The 24,790-nt window shown below is 69.6% G+C and carries 21 protein-coding genes and 3 pseudogenes; 15 read left to right on the plus strand and 9 right to left on the minus strand.

Features of this window, described 5'->3' with window-relative positions; translation table 11 throughout:
• Positions 1-16 precede the first annotated feature (16 nt).
• Complete coding sequence (locus OG956_RS03490; protein WP_330336436.1) at positions 17-991, plus strand: alpha/beta fold hydrolase; 975 nt, start codon at positions 17-19, stop codon at positions 989-991.
• A gap of 94 nt (positions 992-1,085) precedes the next feature.
• On the opposite strand, the gene OG956_RS03495 is transcribed toward OG956_RS03490, so the two are convergent.
• Entirely contained in the window at positions 1,086-1,658 is a 573-nt protein-coding gene (locus OG956_RS03495) for a TetR/AcrR family transcriptional regulator (protein ID WP_330336437.1), read from the minus strand.
• A gap of 169 nt (positions 1,659-1,827) precedes the next feature.
• On the opposite strand from OG956_RS03495, the gene OG956_RS03500 reads away from it, so the two are divergent.
• Both OG956_RS03500 and OG956_RS03505 read left to right on the plus strand, forming a co-directional pair.
• Complete coding sequence (locus OG956_RS03500) at positions 1,828-2,685, plus strand: AAA family ATPase (protein ID WP_330336438.1); 858 nt, start codon at positions 1,828-1,830, stop codon at positions 2,683-2,685.
• Complete coding sequence (locus OG956_RS03505) at positions 2,682-4,034, plus strand: vWA domain-containing protein (protein ID WP_330336439.1); 1,353 nt, start codon at positions 2,682-2,684, stop codon at positions 4,032-4,034. The genes OG956_RS03500 and OG956_RS03505 overlap by 4 nt, the downstream gene beginning before the upstream one ends.
• Positions 4,035-4,145: 111 nt before the next feature.
• Here OG956_RS03505 and OG956_RS03510 read toward each other — a convergent pair whose 3' ends face one another.
• Positions 4,146-4,502, minus strand: a complete 357-nt coding sequence (locus tag OG956_RS03510; RefSeq protein WP_330336440.1) for a cupin domain-containing protein — start codon at positions 4,500-4,502, stop codon at positions 4,146-4,148.
• An 813-nt stretch (positions 4,503-5,315) separates the two neighbouring features.
• Here OG956_RS03510 and OG956_RS03515 point away from each other — a divergent pair.
• The 3 genes from OG956_RS03515 (at position 5,316) to OG956_RS03525 (ending at position 7,521) form a co-directional block, all read left to right on the plus strand.
• Complete coding sequence (locus OG956_RS03515) at positions 5,316-6,005, plus strand: RNA polymerase sigma factor (protein ID WP_330336441.1); 690 nt, start codon at positions 5,316-5,318, stop codon at positions 6,003-6,005.
• Positions 6,002-6,346: a hypothetical protein gene (locus OG956_RS03520; protein WP_330336442.1), complete on the plus strand. Its 345-nt coding sequence runs from the start codon at positions 6,002-6,004 to the stop codon at positions 6,344-6,346. The genes OG956_RS03515 and OG956_RS03520 overlap by 4 nt, the downstream gene beginning before the upstream one ends.
• A gap of 209 nt (positions 6,347-6,555) precedes the next feature.
• A complete protein-coding gene (locus OG956_RS03525; RefSeq protein WP_330336443.1) occupies positions 6,556-7,521 on the plus strand; it encodes a pirin family protein in 966 nt (321 codons plus the stop codon).
• A 301-nt stretch (positions 7,522-7,822) separates the two neighbouring features.
• On the opposite strand, the gene OG956_RS03535 is transcribed toward OG956_RS03525, so the two are convergent.
• A complete protein-coding gene (locus tag OG956_RS03535) occupies positions 7,823-8,536 on the minus strand; it encodes a 5-formyltetrahydrofolate cyclo-ligase (protein WP_330342727.1) in 714 nt (237 codons plus the stop codon).
• Positions 8,537-8,669: 133 nt separating this feature from the next.
• Between OG956_RS03535 and OG956_RS03540 the strand changes: the two genes are divergently transcribed.
• The 7 genes and pseudogenes from OG956_RS03540 to OG956_RS03570 all read left to right on the plus strand — a co-directional run bounded on the left by OG956_RS03540 (position 8,670) and on the right by OG956_RS03570 (position 18,140).
• Positions 8,670-9,323 carry a cytidylyltransferase domain-containing protein gene (locus OG956_RS03540; RefSeq protein WP_330336444.1) on the plus strand — a complete coding sequence of 218 codons (654 nt, stop codon included), beginning with the start codon at positions 8,670-8,672 and terminating at the stop codon, positions 9,321-9,323.
• A 139-nt stretch (positions 9,324-9,462) separates the two neighbouring features.
• Positions 9,463-10,920, plus strand: a complete 1,458-nt coding sequence (locus tag OG956_RS03545) for an NF041680 family putative transposase (RefSeq protein ID WP_330336445.1) — start codon at positions 9,463-9,465, stop codon at positions 10,918-10,920.
• 12 nt (positions 10,921-10,932) lie between these two features.
• Positions 10,933-11,067: pseudogene (locus OG956_RS03550) on the plus strand (inositol monophosphatase family protein); the annotation flags it as partial.
• A 452-nt stretch (positions 11,068-11,519) separates the two neighbouring features.
• A complete protein-coding gene (locus OG956_RS03555) occupies positions 11,520-13,481 on the plus strand; it encodes an ABC transporter ATP-binding protein (RefSeq protein ID WP_330342728.1) in 1,962 nt (653 codons plus the stop codon).
• Positions 13,478-15,406: a methyltransferase, FxLD system gene (gene fxlM / locus OG956_RS03560; RefSeq protein ID WP_330336446.1), complete on the plus strand. Its 1,929-nt coding sequence runs from the start codon at positions 13,478-13,480 to the stop codon at positions 15,404-15,406. Before OG956_RS03555 ends, fxlM begins: the two co-directional genes overlap by 4 nt.
• A 19-nt stretch (positions 15,407-15,425) precedes the next feature.
• Positions 15,426-16,601 carry a bifunctional class I SAM-dependent methyltransferase/NUDIX hydrolase gene (locus tag OG956_RS03565; RefSeq protein ID WP_330336447.1) on the plus strand — a complete coding sequence of 392 codons (1,176 nt, stop codon included), beginning with the start codon at positions 15,426-15,428 and terminating at the stop codon, positions 16,599-16,601.
• Positions 16,602-17,525: 924 nt separating this feature from the next.
• A complete protein-coding gene (locus OG956_RS03570; protein WP_330336448.1) occupies positions 17,526-18,140 on the plus strand; it encodes a hypothetical protein in 615 nt (204 codons plus the stop codon).
• Positions 18,141-18,194: 54 nt separating this feature from the next.
• Here the strand turns inward: OG956_RS03570 and OG956_RS03575 are convergent, their stop codons facing one another.
• From OG956_RS03575 to OG956_RS03590, 4 genes and pseudogenes are all read right to left on the minus strand, one after another.
• Positions 18,195-19,490, minus strand: a complete 1,296-nt coding sequence (locus tag OG956_RS03575; protein ID WP_330336449.1) for a NucA/NucB deoxyribonuclease domain-containing protein — start codon at positions 19,488-19,490, stop codon at positions 18,195-18,197.
• Positions 19,491-20,189: 699 nt separating this feature from the next.
• Positions 20,190-20,750, minus strand: a complete 561-nt coding sequence (locus OG956_RS03580; RefSeq protein WP_330336450.1) for an amidase domain-containing protein — start codon at positions 20,748-20,750, stop codon at positions 20,190-20,192.
• Positions 20,751-21,124: 374 nt separating this feature from the next.
• Positions 21,125-21,308: pseudogene (locus OG956_RS03585) on the minus strand (transposase); the annotation flags it as partial.
• A 313-nt stretch (positions 21,309-21,621) separates the two neighbouring features.
• Positions 21,622-21,777 (minus strand): hypothetical protein, encoded by a 156-nt coding sequence (locus tag OG956_RS03590; RefSeq protein WP_330336451.1) that lies wholly within the window; start codon positions 21,775-21,777, stop codon positions 21,622-21,624.
• 440 nt (positions 21,778-22,217) lie between these two features.
• On the opposite strand from OG956_RS03590, the gene OG956_RS40175 reads away from it, so the two are divergent.
• Positions 22,218-22,403 (plus strand): helix-turn-helix domain-containing protein, encoded by a 186-nt coding sequence (locus OG956_RS40175; protein WP_443065526.1) that lies wholly within the window; start codon positions 22,218-22,220, stop codon positions 22,401-22,403.
• On the opposite strand, the gene OG956_RS03595 is transcribed toward OG956_RS40175, so the two are convergent.
• Positions 22,316-23,419: a site-specific integrase gene (locus tag OG956_RS03595; RefSeq protein ID WP_330336452.1), complete on the minus strand. Its 1,104-nt coding sequence runs from the start codon at positions 23,417-23,419 to the stop codon at positions 22,316-22,318. The genes OG956_RS40175 and OG956_RS03595 overlap by 88 nt on opposite strands.
• A gap of 94 nt (positions 23,420-23,513) precedes the next feature.
• Between OG956_RS03595 and OG956_RS03600 the strand changes: the two are divergent.
• Positions 23,514-23,678 (plus strand): annotated as a pseudogene (locus tag OG956_RS03600) (pirin family protein); the annotation flags it as partial.
• Positions 23,679-23,708: 30 nt separating this feature from the next.
• On the opposite strand, the gene OG956_RS03605 reads toward OG956_RS03600, so the two are convergent.
• Positions 23,709-24,752 (minus strand): 2-hydroxyacid dehydrogenase, encoded by a 1,044-nt coding sequence (locus OG956_RS03605; protein WP_330336453.1) that lies wholly within the window; start codon positions 24,750-24,752, stop codon positions 23,709-23,711.
• Between the last annotated feature and the right edge of the window lie 38 nt (positions 24,753-24,790).

Genomic DNA, 24,790 nt, shown 5'->3' on the forward strand with positions numbered 1-24,790 from the left:
GGAAAGCGAGAACGGTGTGACCAGCTCTGCGATGTCCGGCTCCACAGGCCGCGCCCGGCGCGTCCGCGCCGTCACGGCGGCAGCCGCGGCCGTCGTCCTGTGCGCCGGCACCACGACTCCGGCCCTGGCGGCCGGTCCGGCGAGCGGCGGGAAGCCGACCATCGTGCTGGTGCACGGCGCGTTCGCGGACGGCTCCAGCTGGAACGGCGTCGTCCAACGACTGGAGCGCCGCGGGTACACGGTCATGGCACCGGCCAACCCGCTGCGCGGGCTGTACAGCGACGCGGCGTACATCGCCTCGGTGCTGAAGTCGGTCAAAGGCCCGATCGTCCTGGCCGGCCACTCCTACGGCGGCGCCGTCATCAGCACGGCCGCCGCCGGGAATCCGCAGGTGAAGTCGCTGGTGTACATATCCGCGCAGATGCCCGACGTCGGCGAGAGCGGCATGTCGCTGGCCGCCCGGTTCCCCAGCGCACTCGCCACCGCCACCGACTCCGTGCCCTTCCGGACGGGTGACACGAGCGGTACGGACCTCTATCTCAAGCCGGACAAGGTGCACTCGGTGTTCGCCGCCTGCCTGCCGGAGAGCCAGGCGAACCTGCTGGCCGTCACCCAACGGCCGGCCGCCACGACCGCGTTCTCCGAGAAGGCCAGGGTCGCCGCGTGGAAGGACATCCCGTCCTGGGCCCTCGTGGGCCGGCAGGACATGACGATCAGCCCCCGGCTGGAACGCTTCGAGGCCCGACGCGCCCACTCCCACACGGTCGAGATCGACACCTGCCACGTCTCCCTCATCGCCCGGCCCGACGCCGTCGCCCAGCTGATCCTCCGGGCGGCAGCCGCCGCCGGACCCACCCCGCAGCCGACGGGAAACGGCGCCGACGGGCGCACCCGGCAGGCCATCGTGCTCGGCGCCGCTGCCGCCGGGGTCCTGAGCACGGGCAGCGGCGTGTTCCTCCTCGGCCGACGGCACCGCCGCCCCAGGCGCTGAACGGCGCGGCCTCGCGTCCGAGCACGAGAACCCGGATCACGGGGCAGCCGGCGCGTCGACGCGGCCCGGATCTGTGCTGGACGCGGCCGGGCCGCTACCGCATCCCGGCCGCGTCCAGCAGCGCCGTCACCGTCGCCGTCGCCAGCCCGTCGTCCAGGCGTTCCACTCCGGCGCCGGCCCGGGCGCTGGCGCCGTCGAAGACCAGCAGGAGCTGGCGGGCGAGGAGCCCGGGGTCGCGGGCGCCGCCGCGTTCCGCCTCGGCACGGAAGGCCTCGGTCAGCCGTTCCTTGACACCGCGGGCGACCCGGGTCGCCGGGTGCTCGGGGTTCTTCAGCTCCACGAGGACGGCCAGGTAGGGGCAGCCGTGGTAGTCGGCGTCCGCGGACGCCTGCTCCAGGCGTCCGAAGACGTGCAGGATGCGCTCGCGCGGGGTGGCGGACTCCGGGTCGGGGTGCGCGAGCCGGGCCTCGTAGCCGGGGATGCGCCGCTCCAGGCTCGCGGCCAGCATGGCGTCCTTGCTGTCGAAGAGCTGGTACATCGACCGCTTGGAGACACCCGCCTCCCGGCACAGCGCCTCGATGCCGACGGAGACGCCCTCGCGGTAGGAGAGCCGGGCCGCGGCGTCGAGCAGCCGCTCGCGCGGGGACTTCGTGTCGGTGGAGGCCATGGAGCGAGGTTAACGGGGCCCGCGAGCGAAAGAAAACCGATCGGTGTATGCGCCGCCGCCCCTCCCGGCCGCGGGCGGGCGGTCCCGCACCCGGGAACCACGTGACAGGCGAGCTGAACAAGCGCTTAGATAGGGGCCAGGACAGCATCCCGACCCGCCGGAGGCCCCGTTGTTCACGTCCGTCGACGACGTCGCCGCCCGCCTCGCCGAGACGGGCTACCTCGCCTCGCCCGCCGTCGCCACGACCGTGTTCCTCGCCGGCCGGCTGGGCAAGCCGCTGCTGGTCGAGGGCCCGGCCGGGGTCGGCAAGACCGAGCTGGCCAAGGCCGTCGCGCAGGTCGCCGGGGCCCGCCTGGTCCGGCTCCAGTGCTACGAGGGCGTGGACGAGTCCCGGGCGCTGTACGAGTGGAACCACGCCAAGCAGCTGCTGCGCATCAGCGCCGGCCGCGACGAGAGCTGGGACGAGACCCGCACCGACATCTTCAGCGAGGAGTTCCTGCTCCCCCGCCCGCTGCTCACCGCCATCCGCGGCGACGAGCCGACGGTGCTGCTGATCGACGAGACGGACAAGGCCGACGTCGAGATGGAGGGCCTGCTGCTGGAGGTGCTCAGCGACTTCCAGATCACGGTCCCGGAGCTGGGCACGGTCACCGCGACCCGCCGCCCGTTCGTCGTCCTGACCTCCAACGCCGGCCGGGAGCTGTCCGAGGCGCTGCGCCGCCGCTGCCTGTTCCTGCACATCGGGTTCCCGGAGGAGGAGCTGGAGCGGCGGATCGTACGGCTGAAGGTGCCGGGCCTCGGCGCGGCGCTGGCCGAGTCGGTGGTGCGGGTGGTCGGGGCGCTGCGCGCCATGGACCTGCGCAAGGCGCCGTCCGTCGCCGAGACCGTCGACTGGGCGCGCACCCTGCTGGCGCTGGGCGCCGGCACGCTGGACGAGACGGTCGTACGGGACACCCTCGGCGTCATCCTCAAGCACCAGGACGACATCCAGAAGGCGGCGGCGAAGCTCGACCTGGACGCGCTGTGACCGAGCTGGCCGAGCGGATCACCGGGCTGGTCGGGGCGCTGCGCGCGCACGGCGTGCCGATCGGCACCGGCGAGACGGTGGACGCGGCCCGCGCGGTGGAGGCGCTGGGGCTCGCGGACCGCGAGCGCCTGCGGGAGGGGCTGGCCGCGACGCTGCTGCACGGCCCGGGGCAGCGGGCGGTGTTCGACCCGGTCTTCGACCTGTACTTCCCGCGCGGCGTCGGGGGCCCGGACGGCGGCCCCGGGGACCGGGAGGAGCTGCGCGACCGGCTGGCCAGGGCCCTGGCGGCCGACGACCGGGCGCTGATGGCCCGGCTGGCGGTGGAGGCGGTCGACGGCTTCGGCGGCTACGGCAGTTCACCCGGCTCGGACGGCTTCTCGGCGTACCAGACGCTGGAACGGCTGCGTCCGCAGACCCTGCTGGCCCGGGTACGGGCCGATGTCCGGGGCGGGCGGGGCAGCGGGGCGGGGTTCGCCGACCGGCTGCTGGACGACGAGATCCGGCGCCGGATCGAGGAGTTCCGGCGGCTGGTCGGGGCGGAGGCGCGGCGCCGGGTCGCCGAACGGCGCGGGCGGGAGGAGATCGCCCGGCGCGGGGTCCTGCCGACCGCGGACCGGGTGGACTTCCTCTACGCCAACCGCACGCAACTGGCCGAGCTGCGCAGGACCGTCCAGCCGCTCGCGCGCAAGCTGGCCACCCGGCTCGCCGCGCGCCGGCGCCGGGCCGCCCGCGGCACCGTCGACCTGCGCCGCACCCTGCGCTCCTCGCTGTCCACGGGCGGGGTGCCGATGCGGCCGGTGCTGCGCCGACGCCGCCCGGTGCGCCCCGAACTCGTGCTGCTGTGCGACGTGTCCGGCTCGGTGTCCGGCTTCTCGGACTTCACGATGCTGCTGGTCCAGGCGCTGCACGACCAGTTCAGCAAGATCCGGGTGTTCGCCTTCGTCAACCGGCTGGACGAGGTGACCGCGCTGCTCGGCCACGGCCGCGCCGACCCCGAGGGCCTCGGCGCCCGCATCCACGCCGAGGCCACGCTCACCGGCTGGCACGGCAGCAGCGACTACGGCATGGCGCTCGGCGAGTTCGCCGAGCGGTACGGCGAGGCGGTGGGGCCGCGCACCACCGTGTTCGTCCTCGGTGACGCCCGGACGAACATGAGCGACCCGAACCTGGCCGCCGTACGCGAGATCGCCGGACGGGCCCGGCGCGTGTACTGGCTGAATCCCGAGCCTCGCGCCCAGTGGGGCACCGGCGACTCGGCCGCACCCGCGTACGCCGGCCTGGTCGAGATGCACGAGTGCCGTACGGCCCGTCAGCTCGGCGCACTCGTCGCCCGGCTGCTGCCGGTGTGATCACCGGTCCCCCGCCGGCGCGCCGGCGGGTACGGCGGCGGATGACACGCGGACCGGGCCGCTCCCTGGGCGACCCGGTCCTGTGGGCGGGCGGACCGCCGATGGCCGCCCTCAGCCCCTCGCGTACTCGTTGGCCATGGCGCCGGCGAAGTCGAACACCACGACCTGCTCGTCACCCACCACCCAGGCGTCGTGGCCGGGCGTACAGACGAACACGTCACCGGGGCCGATCTCGGACTCGCCGCCGTCGTCCATGCGGATGCGCATGCGGCCCCGGACCACATAGCCGTTGTGGTGGATCATGCAGCTCCCGGTCCCCGCGAGCGGCGCCACGGACTCGGACCAGCGCCAGCCGGGTTCGAAGGTGGCCACGGCGAAGTCCAGCCCGCTCAGGTGCAGGGCTTCGATGTGGCCGCGGGGGAAGTCGCGCCGTTCGTCCGGCTTCCCGACCGTCTTCACTTCCAGCATGACGGCATCCTCCCTTCCGGCCGCCGACCACGGCCTGGGCCGGCCTGTCGTCTCCCGGTGTCCTCCGACGACGCCGGCGCTGCGGCGGCAGCCGTACCCCTTGCCTCCATGGTCAGCCGCGGGACTGCGGGCCGCCATTCGCGGCCGTGCGCGTACGAGATGCCCTCGGAAAAATTCTCGGCCGGCACCTGCAACCTCGGCCGGGGCCGGACGTCTGTCCGGGTGGAGGCCTCCACTTCGACCCGATGTCCGACTCCGAACGACCGAGGGAACTCATGTCCGCACACCGTCCGTCCCAGCCCAGCCGTGCCCGCAGGCTGCGTGCCGCCCTGGGGGTCTCCGCCGTGGGCGCGGCCCTGGCCGTCGCCGGCACCCTCACGGCCCAGGCGGCCCAGGCAGGCAGCCACGCCACCCCCTCGCCGGTGCCCTCCCCTGCCCGCACCGCCACCCCGTCGCCCGTCCCGTCACCGGTCCGTACGGCGACCCCGACGCCCGCGCCGGCAAGCGCGACCCCGGTGCCGGAACCGACGAGCGCGACCCCGAGCCCCGTACCGTCCGTACCCGCACACGCGTCCCCGAGCCCCGTACCCTCCGCGCCCACACACGCGTCCCCCAGCCCCGTACCGTCCGTACCCGCACACGCCACGCCCAGCCCCGTTCCGGGAGGGGGGCGGGCCGGGCACGGCCCGCACCATGGGCCGACCCTGCCGGCGCCGGTTCCGCAGCACCGCCGAGGCTGAGCAGCACGACCTGAGAAGGGGCCGGGAGCGGGGCCGTCGTCCGGCGGCGGCCGCTTCCGGCCCCGGGAGACCCATGACGACAGCCACACCACCGGCGGCGGCCCTGCCCTGGGACTCCGCACCCGGCGTGCCGCGACGCCCCGCGCCCTGGCGGCGGTTCGGGCGGGCGCTGCGCACCCGCGTCCTCGCCCGCACCGGTACGGGCGCCCCGGCGGACCCGGCGCCCCTCGGCACCGGCCCCGGCGCGGCCCCGGCCGCCCGCTCCGGCCCCGAACAGCCGCCTGGGATCGAGGAGTTGTACCACCACCGCCGGCTCGCCCTGGTCCGGCTCGCGGTGCTGCTCGTGGACGATCTGCCCACCGCGGAGGACGTCGTCCAGGACGCCTTCACCGCGCTCTTCCGCCGGCACGGGCACCGGCTGGGCTCGCTCGACGACCCGGAGGCCTATCTGAGGACCAGTGTCGTCAACGCGGCCCGCTCGGTGCTGCGCCGGCGCCGGACCGTGCGGGCGCACACCCCCGCTCCCGAGCAGCACGCGCCCGCACCGGAGGAGGACGTGCTGCTGCACGAGGACCACCGCGAGGTGCTGGCGGCGCTGCGCACGCTGACCCGGCGGCAGCGGGAGGTGCTGGTGCTGCGGTACTGGTCGCATCTGAGCGAGGCGGAGATCGCCGTGACGCTCGGGCTGTCGCGGGGTGCCGTGAAGTCCACGGCCAGCCGGGCCCTGGACGCCCTCGGCCGACGTCTGGAGGGACTGCGATGAGCGTGTCCGGTCACGGCACCGCACGGCCGCCGGTCGAGGAGCGGCTGCGGGCCGCCCTGGCCGCGCGAGCGCATTCCGTCGGCCCCGCCGACCTGCGGCCCCTGCGCCCGCCGACGGCCGCGGTGCGGCCCCGCCGGGCGGTGCGGCTGCGCCGGGCGGTGGTGGGCGCGCTGGCGCTGGCCGCGGTGGCCGCGCTGGTGTTCTTCGCCGTGCGCGGCGGCCCGTCCCACCCCGCCGAGCCGGCCCGCGCGCCGCGCCCGACGACCGGCACCCCGACCCCGGTCCCGAGCCCGGTCGTCCCCGCCACGGCCGGGCCGTCCGCGAGCGCCACCCACCCGTGACACGGCCACGGTCCCCGGTCAGCGCCCGCCCCCGCCCCGCCATACAGCCGCCACGCCGCCTCGGCAGCCACCATCCCCGTCCCAGCCGCTCGCCGCCCCTCGCCGCCGTATGCAGGCCATCCGCCTAACCGACCTGACCGACCTGACCGAGGAAAATCCGTGGCTTCCGCACTCACCGCTGCGACGGCCGCGCCGCTAAGTTGGACGCCATGAGCAATCTTGACCGCGCGCCCGTGCCCGGCCTCTGCGGCGGCCGTGGATTCGTGGTGGCCGAGCCCGTACGCGAGCTGCTGAGCCCCCGCCAGGTGAAGCTGGGCGAGTCGACCGAGGTGCGCCGGCTGCTGCCGAACCTCGGCCGCCGCATGATCGGCGCGTGGGCGTTCGTCGACCACTACGGCCCGGACGACATCGCCGACGAGCCCGGCATGCAGGTCCCGCCGCATCCGCACATCGGGCTGCAGACGGTCAGCTGGCTGCACGAGGGCGAGGTGCTGCACCGCGACTCGACGGGCAGCCTGCAGACGATCCGGCCCCGGCAGCTGGGCCTGATGACCTCGGGCCGCGGCATCAGCCACTCCGAGGAGAGCCCCCGCCCGCACGCCCGCTTCCTGCACGGAGCCCAGCTGTGGGTCGCCCTGCCCGACGGGCACCGCCACACCGAACCGAAGTTCGAGTACCACCCGGACCTGCCCACGGTCACCGCCCCCGGCCTGACCGCCACGGTGATCCTCGGCGACCTCGACGGCGCCGCCTCGCCCGGTACGGCGTACACCCCGATCATCGGCGCGGACCTCGCCCTCGCCCGGGGCGCCGACGTACGCCTGCCCGTGGAACCCGACTTCGAGTACGGCGTCCTCGCCATGTCCGGCGAGGTCCACGTGGACGGCGTACCGGTGCTGCCGGGCTCGATGCTCTACCTCGGCTGCGGCCGCTCGGAACTCCCGCTGCGCGCCGAGTCGGACGCCGGGATCATGCTCCTCGGCGGCGAACCGTTCGCGGAGGAGCTGATCATGTGGTGGAACTTCGTCGGACGCACCCAGGAGGAGATCGTACGGGCTCGCGAGGAGTGGATGAAGGGGGTCCGATTCGGCGAGGTGAAGGGCTACGACGGAGCTCCACTGCCAGCACCCGAGCTGCCGCCGGTGCCGTTGAAACCACGCGGAAGGGTGCGCTGACCTGGGAAGACTCGGATTTGCGGTCCAGGGCATTCGATACCGTCTCTTCGCCTATCTGTCTGCAGCAGGGGAGTCGCGAAATTGGGCGACGCTGTTGCCGCAGCTGCCTCCGTCCGGAGCCCTCTCGGCGACCCAGATCGCCGCAAATACCTGGCCTTCCTCGGCCTTGCTGCAGCCCACTGCTCCTACAAACGTCTCCTCAAACTGACCACGTAGGACACGGTGTAAGGCCGAGATTCTCAGCCACCCACAACACTTCGAGCGCTCTTCGGATGGCCTCTGCTGCCAAGGCTGCCGTGCACTACCGATTCACTCTTGCCTGTAGCGCCGGAATGGCCGAGATCTTGGCCGGATCAAGGTGATCCCAGAGAATGCCCTCCGGCCGGTGCGGATCCGTGCACTCGATCACTTCATCAGGCGTGATGACTAGGTCGACCTTCACGTCATGGTCAGTGACTGGAATCGGGATGTCGATCACCTGGAGGCTGTGCACCGTGGTCACGACGAGAGTGCTGGAGCCAATAAGGCCGGCTTCCGTCAGGAGTGCGAACTCCAGGTCGGAGTAGCCGGCCCCTTTGCCGATCCGGGCACCGTCCCGGTTGACCGCGACGCTCCCGAGGACAACGACGTCGACCGGACTGAGGGAGTCGACCTCGACGGTTGGTGCGATCGTTGACGCAACGCGACTCGTGGCTGCCTCTTGGGGCGAGATCGTCAGTGTGGCTGGGTCGAGCAGGTAAAAGGGCTTCGGCGCCGCCAGCTTAGGGACTGCCATGTACACGAGCTTGCCCTCGTTCAGGGCACGAACCCGTACAGGGAGCTGGGCCTTGTCCGGCACGGCCTTGATGACATTCGCGTTCTTCCACTCCTCCAGTTCAGCCAGCCGGGCCGCGGCCTCATCGGCCCCTCGGAAGTTGGGGATGCGGCCGTGAACGCTGTCGTCGTAGACCGCGCCGGCCGCATCGAGAGCGTTCCAGACCTGAGTCCGTACAAGTCGCTTGGCGTCGTCGTGCATCACGGGCACCCAGGTCTCTCCTCTCACTCACGCCGTTGCCATGAGAGCGAAAAGCTGGTCATGGACGTCGGCGACGATACGCTCCTGCCTCCAGGGGCTCAGTTCGCGTGCGGCACTGAAGTGCCTCGACGGGGTGGTGGTCGCCACCGATGACGAACGCATCGAGGAGGCGTGTCACCGCCTGGGCATCGAGTGCATGCGGACCGGAGAACACCTCACCGGCACGGACCGCGTCGCGGAGTGCGCAGAACGCCTGCCCGCAGACGCGTACATCAACGTCCAGGGCGACGAGCCGTTCATCTCCCCCACCGCGATCGACGCTGTCTCCCAAGCCATGGAGCACCTGGCATCCGGAACCCTGGCAGTGAACGCGTGCACGGAGCTGGACGACGCCGGTGCCGTCCTGGACCACAACGTCGTCAAGGTCGTCGTCGACGCCGAGCACAACGCCCTCATGTTCTCCCGGCAGCCGATCCCCTACCCGCGCGGTGACCGACCGAGGTACCTGCGTCAGCTCGGTCTCTACGGCTTCACCCGAACGGTCCTCAACACGTTCCGGCATCTCCCCCAGGGGCCGCTGGAACGTACCGAAGGCGTGGAGATGCTGCGCTTCATCGAACATGGCCACGGCGTATGGATGCTCCGCGCTGCGGACCAAAGGGTTGGCGGTCGACACTCCCGAAGACCTCGCGAGGGCCAGCACCTTGTTGCGGATTCACACCGAGCCTGCGATTGCCCGCTTCTCCTGATAACCGCGGTCGACCACCGCTCCTGGATCCGGCACTAGCTTGAGCTTTAACCTCCGACGTCGAATGGTGCGTCGAACTTGATCACTCGGTCTGGTATCCGCCGTACGTGAAGGCGGCCTTCGCCTGAACATGTGCTCCGACCAAGGAACACACATCTTCAGAACGAAGGCCGTGGGGATGAGTCTGCTGCATCGCGACACACGCCGAGACGCTTTGGAGCAACTGTCATGCTTCCGGGGCGAGTTCTATTCCTGTCTCACCGCTCGTTCGGATGCGTTGTTCGAGCTGGCTGATGCCGTTCTGTGCGGTGACGGGGCGGTGAGGTCGCTGCCCGAACTGTCACTGGTCGGCGAACACCGCCGCGGCCATGGCGGGCTCTACTCAGCCGTCGCCCGCGGCCGGATCGATGCTGACCGGCTGCGGCAGGTCCTGGCCTCGATGCCACTGCCACGGGCCGTCGACGGCCGGCTGGTCCTGGCCGTCGACATCACCTGCTGGCTGCGCCCCAACGCCCACACCTCACCGCAACGGATTCTGTGTCACACCTACGGCCGGGGCAAAGACCAGCACATCCCGGTTCCCGGCTGGCCGTACTCGATCATCTGCGCACTCGAGCCGGGCCGCAGCTCTTGGACCGCTCCGCTGGACGCATTGCGCCTGGCGCCCGGGGACGACACCGCCACCGTCACTGCCCGGCAACTGCGCGAACTGGTCGAGACACTGATCAGGGCAGGCCAATGGCAGGAAGGCGACCCGAAGATCCTCATCATCGCGGACGCCGGCTACGACGCACCCCGTCTCGCGTTCCTCCTCAGGGACCTGCCGGTGCAGGTGCTGGCCCGGATGCGCTCGGACCGTGTCCTGCGGCGGGCCGTCCCGCCCCGGCAGCCTCACACCCAGGGCCGACCACCCCGGCACGGCAGCGAGTTCGTCTTCGGCCAGCCCGACACCTGGGGCACACCGGACACCGAGACCGTCACCGACACACGTCTATACGGCACCGCCAGAGCCCGCTCCTGGGACCGGCTGCATCCCAGGCTCACCCACCGCTCCTCCTGGGCAGTCACCGACGGCACCCTTCCCGTCGTCGAGGGGACGATTATCCGCCTGGACATCGACCACCTGCCCAGCGGAGCAACACCGAAGCCGGTCTGGCTGTGGTGGTCGGGCACCGACGCCACGGAGGCAGACGCCGACCGTCTCTGGCAGGCCTACCTGCGACGCTTCGACATCGAACACACCTTCCGCCTGTTCAAACAGACCCTCGGCTGGACCGCCCCGAAAATCCGCACATCCGAGGCCGCCGACCGCTGGACCTGGCTGATCCTCGCCGTCTACACCCAACTGCGTCTGGCCCGCCCACTCGCAGCCGACCGGCGCCGTCCCTGGGAGAAACCCAGCTCTCCGGACAGGCTCACTCCCGCTCGCGTCCGCCGCGACTTCCGGCACATCCGCCCACAGGCTGCCTGCCCGGCCAGAGCACCTAAACGCACCCTCCCCGGTCCCGGCCGGCCACCGGGCCGGAAAAACACCCGTCCCGCACCCCGCCACGACGTGCACACACCTAAGAAAACCCAGCCAGCGAAACGACCAAAGAAGAAGACAACCACCCCGAAGCCCCGCCGCACAGGTTAAAGATCAAGCTAGGAGTATCTCGCCATCGTCCGGGGCGAGATGGACGCCGTCGCCTTCTCCTGGGAGGCGACCTGGGACCACGCGGCCGGCCTGCTCCTCGTGGAGGAGGCGGACGGCACGCATCTCACCCGCGCCGACGAGCCGTTCTCTACTCGCCGCTTCCACTAGATCACGCTTCATCCCCGGGCGCCGGAACAGCGGCACGCTCGGCGTTTTGGCCACCGCTGCTCCGGCCCCTGACCCAGGGGCCGCAAGGGTCGATGCAACCCGCAAGCTCCGACGCGCGCTCAATCCCGGGGTTACCAACACGACCGAAACACATGTGTTCGAAATTCCGACCGGCTCGTTGAACCACACGAACCAGCCGCACAACCGTCAAGGGGGACCACGTTGACTTCGGCCAGGACACCAGCACATGCGACTCCCCCTAACGCCGCACGGAGTGCGGAGTACTCATACCGCGACGAGTCCAGCAACAAGGCCCCTGTTCGGATGATCAGGGCCACCGTGCCGCGGTGGCTACCCACGTCGGCTCTCCGGTCGTTGAGCTGGTCCGGTCGGGGAGGCACGCTGTGAAGAGGTTCTTCGGACGCGTGCGGATGGCCGAGCCGGAGGTCTCCGACGCCGAGCAGGAGCTCTTCGGCGGTCCTCTGCGCTACGACTTGGGCTGGTCGGAACACGAGCGTGCCCGGCTCGACCTGACCATGATGTCGGCTCTGCGCTCCATGCCCAGGCTGGTCGGCACGACCTTGCGGCTGGCGTGGCAGGCGGACCGCCGCGCTCTGCTCACGGTCGCCATCAGCGAGATCGGGCAGGGGGCCGCAGCGGCCGTCGGGTTGCTCGCGGTCAACGCCATCATGCACGCGCTGCTCGGCTCCGGCACTCCCGGGCAGCGGCTGCACGCAGTCCTGCCCGGACTGCTCGCCGCCGCCGGAGCAGCCGTGTTCAACTCCGGCCTGGCCGGGTGGTCCACCTCGCGAGCGGGCCGGCTGGAGCCGCTGGTGGAGCGGATCGCCACGACCCAGTACCTGGCCGCCGCCGCGTCCGTGGAGCTGGAGGCCATCGAGGACCCGGACTTCCGGCGGCTGATCGACGTCGCCCAGTACGGCGCCGCATCCGCCCGCCGCATGATCAGCGCCTGCGTGGCCGCCCTGAACGGGACCATCTCCCTGATCTCCACGGCCGGTGTGCTCACCATCCTCCACCCGGTCCTGCTGCCGATGCTGATCCTGATCGCGGCGCCGCGCGGCTGGGGCGCGATGCGGGTGGCGCAGGAACGGTACGTGTCGGTGATGAGCTGGGTCGAGCACGTGCGGGCCAGCCGTCTCATCGGCAACCTGCTCACCGAGCGGACCGCCGCGCAGGAGGTGCGCATCCACGGCGTCGGCCCGTTCCTGCTCAGCCGCTACGAGCGCATGGCCGAGAGCGCCGAGGCCGAGCAGGAGCGGCTGGCCACCGGCAAAGCCGTCACCGAGTGGGTGGCCGCCGCGCTGTCCGGCCTCGCCATGGCGGCGACGTACGCTGCCATGTTCTGGCTGATCATGAGCGGGCACATGAGTCTGGCCGTGGCCGGGACCGCCGTCATCGCCGTCCGGTCCGGTTCGGCGAGCCTGGGCGCGCTGGTGATGAACGTGAACCAGCTGCACGAGGAGTCCCTCTACGTCCGCGACCACTCCCGGTTCCTGGACGAGGCGGCACGACGCACCATTCCCAGCGGGGGCGACCCCGTCCCGGCACGGGTGAGGAAGGTCGTCTTGGAAAAAGTGAGCTACCGCTACCCGGACCGGGAAGCCCCTGCCCTGGACGAGGTCTCCCTCACGCTGCCCATGGGCTCGGTCACCGCCGTGGTCGGCGAGAACGGCTCCGGCAAGAGCACTCTGATGAAGGTGTTGTCGGGCCTGTTGCTGCCGCAGACCGGGACGGTGTTGTGGGGCGAGGCCGACATCACCTCCCTGGACCGCTCCGAGGTCTTCGACCGCGTCGCGCTGCTCACCCAGGACTTCCAACGCTGGCCCGTGACAGCGGCGCTGAACATCCGGATCGGCCGGCCCGCCCGGGAAGCCGGCCCCGAGGACCTGCAGCCGTCCGTGGACTACGCGGGTGCCGGACCGGTCATCACAAAGCTTCCCGACGGGCTGCGCACCCTGCTGGCCCGGATGTTCCGCGGCGCGAGCGAACTGTCGGGCGGCGAGTGGCAGAAGATCGGCCTCGCCCGGACCCACTGGCGCAGCGCCACGTCCGATGCCGACGGCGTGCTCATCGTGGACGAGCCCACCTCCGCCCTCGACCCGGAAGCGGAGATCGCCGCCTTCGACCGCATCCGCCGACTGGCCGCCCCGAACCGGGCCGTCGTCCTGGTCACCCACCGCATGTCCGGCGTCCGCCACGCCGACCGCATCTACGTGCTGCACCACGGACGGCTCGTCGAACACGGCACCCATGACGAACTCATGGCCGCCCAAGGCCGCTACGCCTCGATGTTCGACGCGCAAGCCGCCCAGTACGCCCCCGCAGGCACCATCCCCCGCCCCGGCTCCCCCACCATCGCAGATCCCGCATGACCCGCTCAAAGGCCACCAGGGTGACAACTCCCCCCACTACCGCGCAGGAACACGATCCCAGTGCACTGCGGCACCGGCTCGTCGATCAGCTCCTCGCGGCCGGCCACGTCCGCACTGCCAGTGTCGAGGCCGCCCTGCGCAGGGTTCCCCGCCATGCTTTCGCACCGGAAGTGCCCGTTAAGACCGCGTACGCCGATGACATCATCCCCACATGCCACACGCCCGACGGCCGCGTCAGCAGCTCCGTCAGCGCCCCGTGGCTCCAGGCCGTCATGCTGGAATCGGCCCGCCTCCGGTCTGGCCACCATGTCCTGGAGGTCGGCTCAGGCGGTTACAACGCCGCCTTGATCGCTGAACTGGTCGGCCGGACCGGCCAGGTCACCACCGTCGACATCGCCCCTGACGTCACCGACCGCGCCATCCGCTTGCTCCGCGCCACCGGATACGACCGTGTCCGTGTCCTGACCGCGGACGCCGAGCATCTACCCCCCGAGACCATCCCCGAGGGCGGATTCGATGCGGTGATCGTCACGGTCGACACCTGGGATCTGCCGTGGATCACCATGGTTGCGGAAGGCGGACGCCTCGTCGCCCCGCTGCGCCTCCACCAGTACGTGTGGTCCATCGGGTTCACGAAACACGACGGTGCGCTCATCAGTGAGGAGCCGCTCACCGTGTGCGGCTTCGTGCCCATGCAAGGCGCCGGCGCATGGGACCCGAACCTGCGCACCATCCCAGGCCACGGCATCCGCCTTGCCTTCGAGGACGGAACCCCACTACCCGTCGACCAGCTCGCCCCGGCCTTCGACAAGGCGCCCACCACGGTCCGCACGAACGTCACCGTCGAGGGTGAGGTGCCCTTCGACTCCCTCACCCTGTATCTGGCCGGCGCGCTCCCGGGCTTCTGCCGCCTGTCCGTCGACCCGGACCACCACACCGGCCTCATCAACCCTCCACCGCCGCACTGGCCCGGCGCGGCCACGGTGCGTGGGACGTCACTCGCCCGTCTGGCACACGAGCGGATCGGAGACGGCGAAAACGACAAAGGTGTATACGAGTTCGTCATCCACGGCTACGGACCAGCCGGTCACTTGGCGGCCACAGAGATGGCCGAGAGCGTCCGGCAGTGGCAGCGCAACCACCGCGCCGCACCCTGCCCGCACATCACGGTCCAACCCGAGAAGGCCACCAGACCGACAAGCGCTGACACCGACGGCCTGCACGTGTTCCATAAGAAGCACACTCGAATCAAGATCGACTGGCCCATCGTTCCCTGCGAAGCAGCGCCTGCAGCCCTTGCCAATGCCCAGGACCAAGATCCCTGCTGTCTTGCTCGTTCGCAAAGCGGCCGAGTGGCGACCGCGCCGGCCACCGCCGACTACTGGGAGCCGCTCTGGGCCGGCGGACGCCGGTATCGCGAGGTCACCAGCACCGAGGCAGCGCTGCTGGCCGACCATGTCGGACCGGGCCACGGACGCCCGGCACTCGACATCGGCACCGGCGAGGGTTCTCACGCCCGCCGCCTTCACCAGCCCGGTTACCGCACCATCGGCATCGACTTCGCGCCCAGCGCCATCGCCGCGGCCCGTAACACTCAGCAGAGCAACGGGCCGGCCTGGCACCTGACGGACTTCGTCTCCGACGACCTCAGCGCCCTGCCGGATGCCACGTATGCGGTCGTCACCTGCCGCCTGGTCTACCGGTGGATCGACGACAAGGCGGCCTTCCTCGACCGCGTCCGACAGGTCCTGGCGCCCGACGGGACCTTCTGGGTCGTCACTGAAGTCGCCGGCCGCCGCAAGGAGGACGATCCGTACAGGCACCTCGGGATCACACCCGCCGAGGCCGAAATCCTCACCGCGGGCTGGTCGGTCGTACGCACCGTCGATATCGACGTGCTGCGCTGCTATGCACTCCACCCCTGAACTCAGTACGGAGGTCGACGTGTTGGACATCGAGCATCAGACCCGCCTCGCCTGGGACACCTATGGAAAGCACCACCTGGAGCGCTCCACTCCCCTGCCGGAAGTGGACCGGATCATCTGGGGCCCTGCAGCAATCGGGCCGGGGGACGCCATCCTCGGGGACATCGAGGGCCTGCGGGTCCTGGACATCGGCTGCGGCCCTGGCCGGCACGCCGCCCACCTGGCCCGCACCTACGGAGCGCAGGTGGACGGTGTCGATGCTTCCCTCAGCCAGATCGAGAGAGCGCGTGCCCGCTACCTCGATGTACCGGACCTGCGGCTGGTGCACGCCGACGCTGTCGAGTACCTGGGCACGACAGCCCCGTACGACGTGATCTACTCCCTCAGCACCTTCCACTTCCTCGACCCGCACAGGCTCCTGCCCGCCCTGTCGACCGCCGTCAAACCGGGCGGACGGCTGTACTTCACCGTGCTGCACACCAACTCCGCCGGGGATGGCCCCGCCTCGACCGTCACCCCACGCCCGGAGATCCTGCGGCTGGCCGGCGGCGACGATCTCACCGTGCACATGTGGGTGCTCACACCCGAGTTGTGGGAAGACCTGCTCGTCCACTATGGGTTCCGCGTGCGGGGCATCACCGTCCTCGACGCGCCGGAGAAGAACAACCACGCCTCCTACCGACTGTTCCAGGTCCACCGGCCGGCCCGGATCACCGCCCGTCCCCGCACCGCGAAGCCACCCGTCGCCCATGCGGCCGTCGGCGTCGGGGCAGTGCTGCTCGGACCCCAGGGCCTCCTCCTTGGCCGACACCGGCTGGGCACACGGGAGCTGCCCGGCGGGACCGTGGAGCCGGGCGAGTCACTGCAAGAGGCAGTCGTGCGCGAACTCGCCGAGGAGACCGGTCTGTGCGCCGACCCGGCCGACGTCCGTCTTCTCGGGATGTTCCTCGACCAGGTTGGCGACGTCGTCCGCATCACCTTCGGCGCGCTCGTCACCCACTGGCAAGGCGAGCCGGCCGACCAGCCTGGCGAGAGTGTCGGAGACTGGCGCTGGTGGCCGGTGGATGCCCTGCCGCCGGACCTGTTCGAATGCAGTGCGCAGATCCTCGCAGCCTGGCGCCCGGACCTCCCGATCGACCACGCCCCCGCCCGCTTCTCGCCCATCACCGACCCGGACACGACCGCCTCCGCGTGATCCCAGCCTTGACTGGGCAGGACCCGCCCGGTGAACCCCCTGCCGCCTCACCCCTCGCTGAATCAACAGGACCGATCCCGTGACCACTCCACGCCGTGCCACGCCCGCCGATGCCGAAGGCATCACCCGCCTGCGATCCGAGCTGTTCCTCTCCCAACCCCTCGCTCCGGACTGGCTAGCCGTTTGCCGAGACCAACTGGCCGAACGCCTCCAGACTCACGGCGATGCCCGGGCCTACGTCGTCGACGCACCCGAGGGAGGACTCGTCACCTGCGCCCTGGCTCTCGTCATGTGACCCTCGACCGCAGGACCGGCCTGCGGCGGGCCCGATCCGCTTCCCCCGACGGCCGGCCGCCGGTGCCGTCCGCCTGCCGCTGGTGCGGCATCCCGAGGCCACGCACGGCCGGGGCTACATCACATCGGTCGGGACGCACACGTGAGAGCAGCCGACCAGCGCTCAGGTCCTCGCCCGCGTGACAGTTTCGCGCGAGGGCGCAGCGGGAAGCCCGCCTCCTGGCGCCGATCCTGGCCGCGTTCGAGCGGGGACTGACCTGGTCGGCCCCCGGGAGCAGCGCGGCCGCGAACGCGCCGAATAGACCTCCCCGACCAGCGGCAGGACCGCATGACCATACAGGCGCCCGCGCGACCCGTCACCGCCGCCGACCCGACGCCCGTCGAAATGGCTATCGTTGACGACATCCCCGACATACACGGCCCGAGACGTTTCTGTGGATCGTCGTCCACCGGCGGGACGGCGGCGCCCGCATCCGGTTCGCATGGACCGACCGGGGCCCCGGCGCTCGGCGAGCGCATCGACCAGCTCGCCTCACCTCGCCTCCCCCGCCCCCCGGCTCGCTTCCCGCAGCTTCACTCTGGCCGACACAGATGCTGCGTGGCTGCTCCATTCCTGAAAGGCTTCAAGGCATGCGAGAGATCAGCGGGGTTGGTGCCGTCAGTATCGAGTACAGCCACTTCTCAGTAGGCGAGCATTGGGAGCGAGGCTTCGAGCGCAGGAAGAGCGAGCCGAATTTCCAGACCGACGAAGAGGTAATCGTCGTGCCCGGCCAGCTCGTCGTGACGTCGCGGGTTCAGGAGCATACTGCGCCGGTCGTTTTGGCTGTCAACGACCAACTGGACGAGGCACCGGGGCCGGCCTGGACACTGGTTGCTTCTGTGGACTACCAGCCGGTCTACATGGGCCGCATGGCAGCCTTTGACACGATGAACGGCCCGGCTCAGCCTGCCCGTGCATCGGTTGAGGTGTTCGGTCAGCGAGTAGAGCCGGGTGAGCCGTTTGTGGCCTTGGACCCGTCTCGAACCTATCGCGCGCAGGTGTGGTCACAAGGTCGAAGTGACTCCCGCGAACGATTCGATGCTGCCATCGAGCGCACAGAACGGGGTAGTCATGGCGGTTTCGAGGCGTATGTGATTGTCTTCGTTCCCTCCGGAACGCAAGAACCGCCGGCTCCCTCCGAAGCCGGGAGCCGGCGAGAGCGCATGACCCGTACGAGTGGGAAGCCTCCCCTGAACATGCGCTGACCCATTTGGCAGGTCGGGGACGGCCCGAGGGCCGCCCCCGTTCCGGCGTAGGCCTTACTTCACGAAGATGCCGTATGCGTTGTTGTGCAGGATCCGGTCACTGCCGTACCAGTCGGACAGCTCCGTTCCCGCCTTGCTGTTCTCGGCGCCCGGCACGTAGCGCACGGAAAAGTTCCCGTCACCCAGGCCGGCGCCTTCCATGGTCGAGGCGAAGGGGAATTCGTCGCACTGGTAGCTGTCGTTGGGACGACTCAGGCCCCGGCACGCGGCGTCCTTTGCGTTCCGGTTCTTGCGGGCCGTTTCGGCTGCGGCAGCGTCGTAGTTGGCCCAGTTGCGGTGCAGGGGCGGTCGGCCGTTCCAGACGTCGCCCGGGATCACCTTGTTGGCCTTTTGCGGGTAGGTGGTCTGCGGCCTGTACAGCGCGTCGTATACATGGTTCGCGACGCCCTTGGTGTCGCTCTTGGCGCGGTCGTAGGAGAACACCGGTATGACCCGATCGAAGATCACTCCCTCGTCATAGAACTTGCTGCCGAGAGACTTCGAGGAGTCGAAACGCAGCCCGTTCTCGGGGCCGCTGCTCCACGGCGTGGTTGCCCCGTCGCCGGTGACCTTCCAGTTGTGCTGGTACACGCAGGTGGCTATGTCGTCGGGGCCTGTGCCGGCGCCCTTGGCAGACACCAGGCCATAGGCGATGTACTCATCGCGCCAGGCGCCGACCGTCTCGGTGAAGGGGTTCGAGGAGATGTCGGTGACCTTGCAGGAGTTGGACGACGGCCAGCCCGCCTGTGTCACCTCGAAGCTCATCAGCGCCGAGTCGTTGAACACGCCGGACGACGTGAGCTGGTCGGTGTGGTCTTCGATGGTCGCGTCCCGCATGTTGTCGGAACCCGTGCCGATTTCCGTCTCGCGGAACCGGACCATGCCTTCGACCTCGCCCTGCCCATTGAGCTTGATGGCCGTGTTGTAGCCCCAGCGGCAGAAGCTGAAGTGGTTGATCACCTTGCCGGCGGTTGTGTGCGCGTCCGGCATCGCTCGGCACTGTTCCTTGGTGAGGGCCGCAGCGGTGACGATTCGCTTCTCAGCGGCGGCGTTGCCGGACTCGGCAACGTACTTCTGGCCGCCATCCTGAGCGATCTTCTGCTCCTGGGTCTCGCTGGACGGTTGTGGGGCTTGCGGTGTCTCGCTGGTCTGCAGCCTTTGAGCGGAGACAGACGAGCGTTGCTTAGCCAGGGCGCTTTGGTACTTGATGCCCAGCGGCAGGTCGATGGGTTTGCTGGAGCGCAGCCAGATGACCTGCCCCTGGTCGCTGTCCGCACTGGGGGCAGCGTGCGCAGTGGTCCCGGTGAGCATCGCGGCGAGGCTGCCGATACCGAGAGCTATGGCGGTTAAGCGTCTCTTATGCATCGTGGGTGTTCTCCCATCTCGTGAACGGGAAGATCACCCCATCAGAGTGAGAACAGGTGAGCCATGCCTGATATCACGGTTTGCGTATGACCCTACAGATTCGGTCAAGTATTCGACTCGAGTAAGCGATTGAGGTGTGGCCACATCTCGTCCCCGCCTTACTCGTGCCTCACCCAGCCCCGGAAGGTGTCACCCTCTGGTCAGGGCTGGTGATCAGTGCTGACGCAGAGCCCCGCCTTGTGCCCAGGGGGGACAGGGAATGCGCGACCGCCACGGACGGCCCTGAGCGCTGCCACTGCCAGTCCGGATCAGCCATCAAAAACCGGGCGCAATCCACCCTCATTTACCAGAAGACCGTGTATAACATCGCACGGGGCCACATCTCTTGAGTCCGACACACACGTAGGCGAAATCAACCAGCCCATGTCCGGGTTCACCCTCACGGGCCTTCGAAGGTGAGCAGGATCCGCGACAGGACGCCCACGTGGTCGTCGTCCAGCACGACGACGGCCTCGTCGTAGTGCTTCTCGGCGTCCACGATGGCACTGCGCTCGCACATCGGATAAATGGCTCCGGGCCGCTCCCGCCCGCGTAAGGCACCACGACGAAGACCCCGCCGCTTCCGCGACGGGGCCCACAAGAAGGTCAGAAGCTCGGCAGATACGTCGTGTCGACGTGCCACAGCCACGCCTTCACGTACGGGTGCTTACTCTGCAACCAGCCCGGATCCTTCTCGGAGTACGTCCACCCGCGCTTGACGTACCTGGTGGGGGTGGTGCCGTCCGTGCCCCACTCCGCGACCTCGGGATACTGACCGGGGGCGATGTCGACCACCAGGGCCAGGTGATCGATGGTCCCGTCTCCTTCCCAGTCGTAGGCGACGATGTCCCCCGGCTCGGCCTGCGGCACCGCATTCGCCGTGAAGTCCATCCCAACCGGCCTGGTGTACGGGTACCGAGCACTCAAGTAGTCCAGCAGCGGCTGCGCCGCAGTGGCGGAGGGAGTGCCCGGCCGGGGCTGCAGGTGTCCGTGGCTTCCGGCTGCGTTCCAGCCGGCGTCCTGCGGCAGGCCACCCGCCCACAGGACGTTGGTGACGAACCACGTGCAGGACGCCGGGAAGGGCTCAGCGTCCTGGGCGTGCTGTTCCGCCCAGTCCACGGCGGCCTGCCGGTTGTACGCATAACTCACGCCGGTGTCGTCAGCCATGGCCGAACCGGCCAAGCCAACCACCAGCGATACGGCCAGCGCCGTAGTGGCCGCCGCGCGATTGATCTGCAATGGTGCCATCCTCGCTCGCTTGTGAAGCCGTTCACTCAATCGTGCGGGCGCGTATCGCGAGCACACAAGAGGCTTAAGTGCAGCAAGAGTTACCGAACGAGTGACGGGCGATGATAAACACCGAAGTCAGACGTATGCGGGGGGGAACTCGCGATACGCCATCCTGTGTAGCCAGCGCTGAAGCCGTGACGCAGGATTGATCACGTTGAGTACGCATCCTTGCCACCGGGCCAACTCACGACATCGCAGACAGCACTGGCAGTCGAGTCAGCGCGGCCACGATCCGTGACTCACACCGTGTCCTACATGGTCAGTTTGAGGAGGCGTTTGTAGCAGCAGAATGCCGCGGCGAGGCCGAGGAAGGCCAGGTAGTTGCGGGGATGTCGCTGGGCAGCGGGGTGACAGACGCCGGTAGCCGGTCAGCCAGGAGATCGTGCGCTCGATGACCCACCGACAACGGCCCAACCGTTCGCTGGACTCGACGCCCTTTGCCGGCGATTCGCACTCCGATCCGCTTGCATGAAGTATGTAGAGGCAGAGCACTGTGCTCGCGTATGGATCGCAGCCAGCGCCTCCGCTGCACGGCCGCGAGTTCGGGCGAGACGGTGGTGCGGCCAGCGAAAGCGACATCCGCGCAGCACTCCGCGAGCCGTGCCTCGTCGAGCGGCAGAAGTTCGCACAGGGCCGCCGCCAGTGCCTCGTGAGGGTCGGAGCGTGCGTGGAGGCCGGCGCCCCGTTGCGCTGTGGCAGGTCCGGGCCCCGTCGGTGACGCCCAGTCGCACCTCGAATCGGGCGCTGCCTAGTGCCGGTCGGAGGGCTTCTTCGACGGTTTGATCTCGGCGCTCGACTTCCTCAGGCCGTTGCCCGCTTTGTTCACGTTCTTCGTCTTGCCGGTCTTCTTGGCCTTGTTCGCCGTCGTCGGCGTCGGGGTGGTGTCGTCCGCGGATCCGATCAACTGGGCGCAGTATCCCGCGACCTGTTGTTCACCGCCTGCGGCGCGGACTAGGCGTTGCCATGCCGTGGCGTTCAGCGAATGGCCACGGCCCTTGATCCGTTCGTAGGCATGGCAGTGGGCCTCGATGTCTCTTGCGGTGCCGGAGTGAGAGGGGAAGGCTTTGGGTGCCGCCGCGGGCCCGGTGGACGGGGGGCTCTGTCCGCCCGGGATGGCTGTGGGCGGCCGAAGTCGGCTACGGCTGGCCGGAATCGGGAGCGTGGTGCTGGTGCTGTCTCGGGCGAGTAGGGCTGACAGCCACTCTCAAAAGCTCAGCGGCGCGCAACATGCCCCATCTTCGCCGGTTGGCCAAACCGGCGATCGGCCAGACCACGGAACTGTCAACACGGCCAACCGACAAGGCCAGTGTGCGACAGAGTGTCTTACCGATCTCTTGAGGGACTATGACAGCGCAGTTCATGAGCGTGCGAGGAGCGGCTGAATATCTGAATGTGTCCGTTTCCTGGATCTACAGGAATGCCGCACGCTCAGGGCTTGCCCCTTACAGATTTGGCTCAGGCATCAACGCCAAGATTCGATTCAAGATGTCGGAAGTCGAGGCATGGACTAAGCAGCAACGTATCCCGTAGGGGGCTAATTGTCGGCCCAGGCTGACCAGTTGACGCGTTTCGGCTGCAGACATTACAAAGCGCTCGATCGGAGGTTTCTTCTGTGTCTCGCTCGTCCTGATTGTCCATGCCCCAGTGCGGATACGGCTTGCTGGGGTCGGTCGGCTGACGCAGAAGGTAGCCGTCGACCGTTCCGTACGTCTCGGCATACCACTCGATCGTCTCCCGACCCGAGCGGGAAGGGGAACATCGCGGTACTCCCCCGCCTTACGGTGCTTGAGCGGGCCGCACTGCCTGGTGGACAGGATGACCTGCTCGGTGACCCGGTACACGTCTTCGGCGACGATGTTGTTGAGGTTCACGGCCGCCGCTTCGCCGTTCCGCAGACCACAACCGCTCATCAGCACGATCAACATGAACGCGTCGTCGCCTGCGGTGCGTAGCGCGCGCAGCTGTTCGGGGGACGGGATCACGGCGCGCGCCGGGTCGTACTGCGGCGGCTTGACGCCGGCCACCGGGTTATCGGGAAAGATCCCGAGCCTATGTGCGTCCAGGAGGACCGAGCGCAGCTTCTCGAAGGCGTTGGACTGGGTAGCCAGACCGACGCCGTTGCGTTCCATGGTACGGATGAAGCCGTCAACGACCTTGTGATCGAAGGAGTTCATCCGTCGGCTGGCGAGCGCCGGGTAGAGGTGGTGCTCCAAAAGCGAGTCGAGGTGCCGAACCGACGCGACAGCCAGATGACGTTGGCCGGCCTTCCACTCCTCGACGTACTCGTCGAACCGCATGGACCCGTACTTCTGGATGCGCTCCGCCTTCGACCGAGCCTGCGGTGCCGTCTTCTTCTCGTTGTAGATCTCTGTCAAACGCCCGACGGCCTTGTCGCGGTCCGTGAACCCCGACTCCTCCAGCTGCTTGCCGGCCGCCGACCGGTACCGGATCTTGTAGGGGTGGGGGCACTTCGGCCACCGGGACCGCGGATGCTCGCACTCCTTGAAGAACGAGCCCATCCCCCGGACCAACGAATCCCGCGCCATGGCCGACCGACTCCTCGCGACTGATGCTGACCCTTTGCTGACCAGGAGCAGTCGCGCAGGTCGCTGATCTGCGGAAACAGCGGCGTAGTGCGATATATGGTGGAACTTCGTCGGACGCACCCAGGACGACATCGAACAGGCCCGGAAGGACTGGATGAACGGGTCGAGATTCGGGGTGGTCAAGGGGTACGACGGGGATCCGCTGCCCGCTCCGGAACTGCCTCCGGTGCCGCTGAAGGCGCGGGGCCGGGTGCGCTGAGCCGGGATCTTCCAGCCGGCAGGCGTCCGTTCAGCCCCGCAGCGCCTCCGGGTTGGCGCAGTGGGCGAGTTGCCCGGCGCGAAGGAAGCGGGCGGCGTCGGCGGCGACGATGCGGGCGGCCTTGTGGGCGACCTCGCGGCTGGCGCCGGCGATGTGCGGGGTGAGGACGACGTTCGGGGTGGACAGCAGACGCGAGCCGGCGGGTACCGGTTCGACGGGGAACACGTCGAAGCCGGCGGCCGCCAGATGCCCCGAGTCCAGCGCGTCGCACACCGCGTCGTAGTCGGCCAGGGCGCCCCGGGCGCAGTTCACGAGGACCGAACCCCGCGGCATGGCCTCGATCTGGGCCTGTCCGATCATGCCGCGGGTCTCGTCCGTCACCCGCGCGTGCAGGGAGACGATGCGGGAGCTGCTCAGCAGCTCGTCCAGGGACACGAGCCGGGCGACGCCCCGCACGGCCTCCGGTGACACATAGGGGTCGTGGACGAGGACCGTGGCCCCCATGGCGGTCAGGACGCGTGCGACACGCGAGCCGATGGCGCCGAAGCCGACCAGGCCCACGACCGAGCCGTCGATCTCGACGCCGCAGCGCGTGTAGTCGTAGTAGTCGCCGCGCCAGGTGCCCCGTTTGAGGTCGGTGTGGACGTCGCCGAGGCCGCGGGCGGCCGCGAGGATCAGCGCGAGGGTGTGCTCCGCGGTGGCGACGGCGTTGCGTCCCGGGGCGTAGCAGACGGCGACGCCGTGCCGGGTGGCGGCCTCCAGGTTCGCGTTGACCGGTCCTCCCCGGCTGACGCAGAACAGCTCCAGATCGGGGCACGCGGCCAGCACCCGTTCGGTCAGCGGGGCCATCTGGGTGAGGCAGATGCGGACGCCGCGCAGCGCCTCGATGATCTCCTCTTCGGTTCCGGACGCCTCGTCGACCTCGGCGACCTTTCCGAACGGGGTGTGCGGCCATGGCAGTCGGAGCTGCCGGACGTCCAGGTCGGTACCGGCGGGCGCGGCGGCCCGCAGTTCCTGTTCGAGCAGATCGGGCAGGACGAAGTGGTCGCCGGCGGCGAGGACGGTGGTGGGCACGGTGGGTCTCCCGGAGAGCGGTGGGTCGGCGAAGGAGC

Source organism: Streptomyces sp. NBC_00557, from assembly GCF_036345995.1.
Classification (GTDB): Bacteria; Actinomycetota; Actinomycetes; order Streptomycetales; family Streptomycetaceae; genus Streptomyces.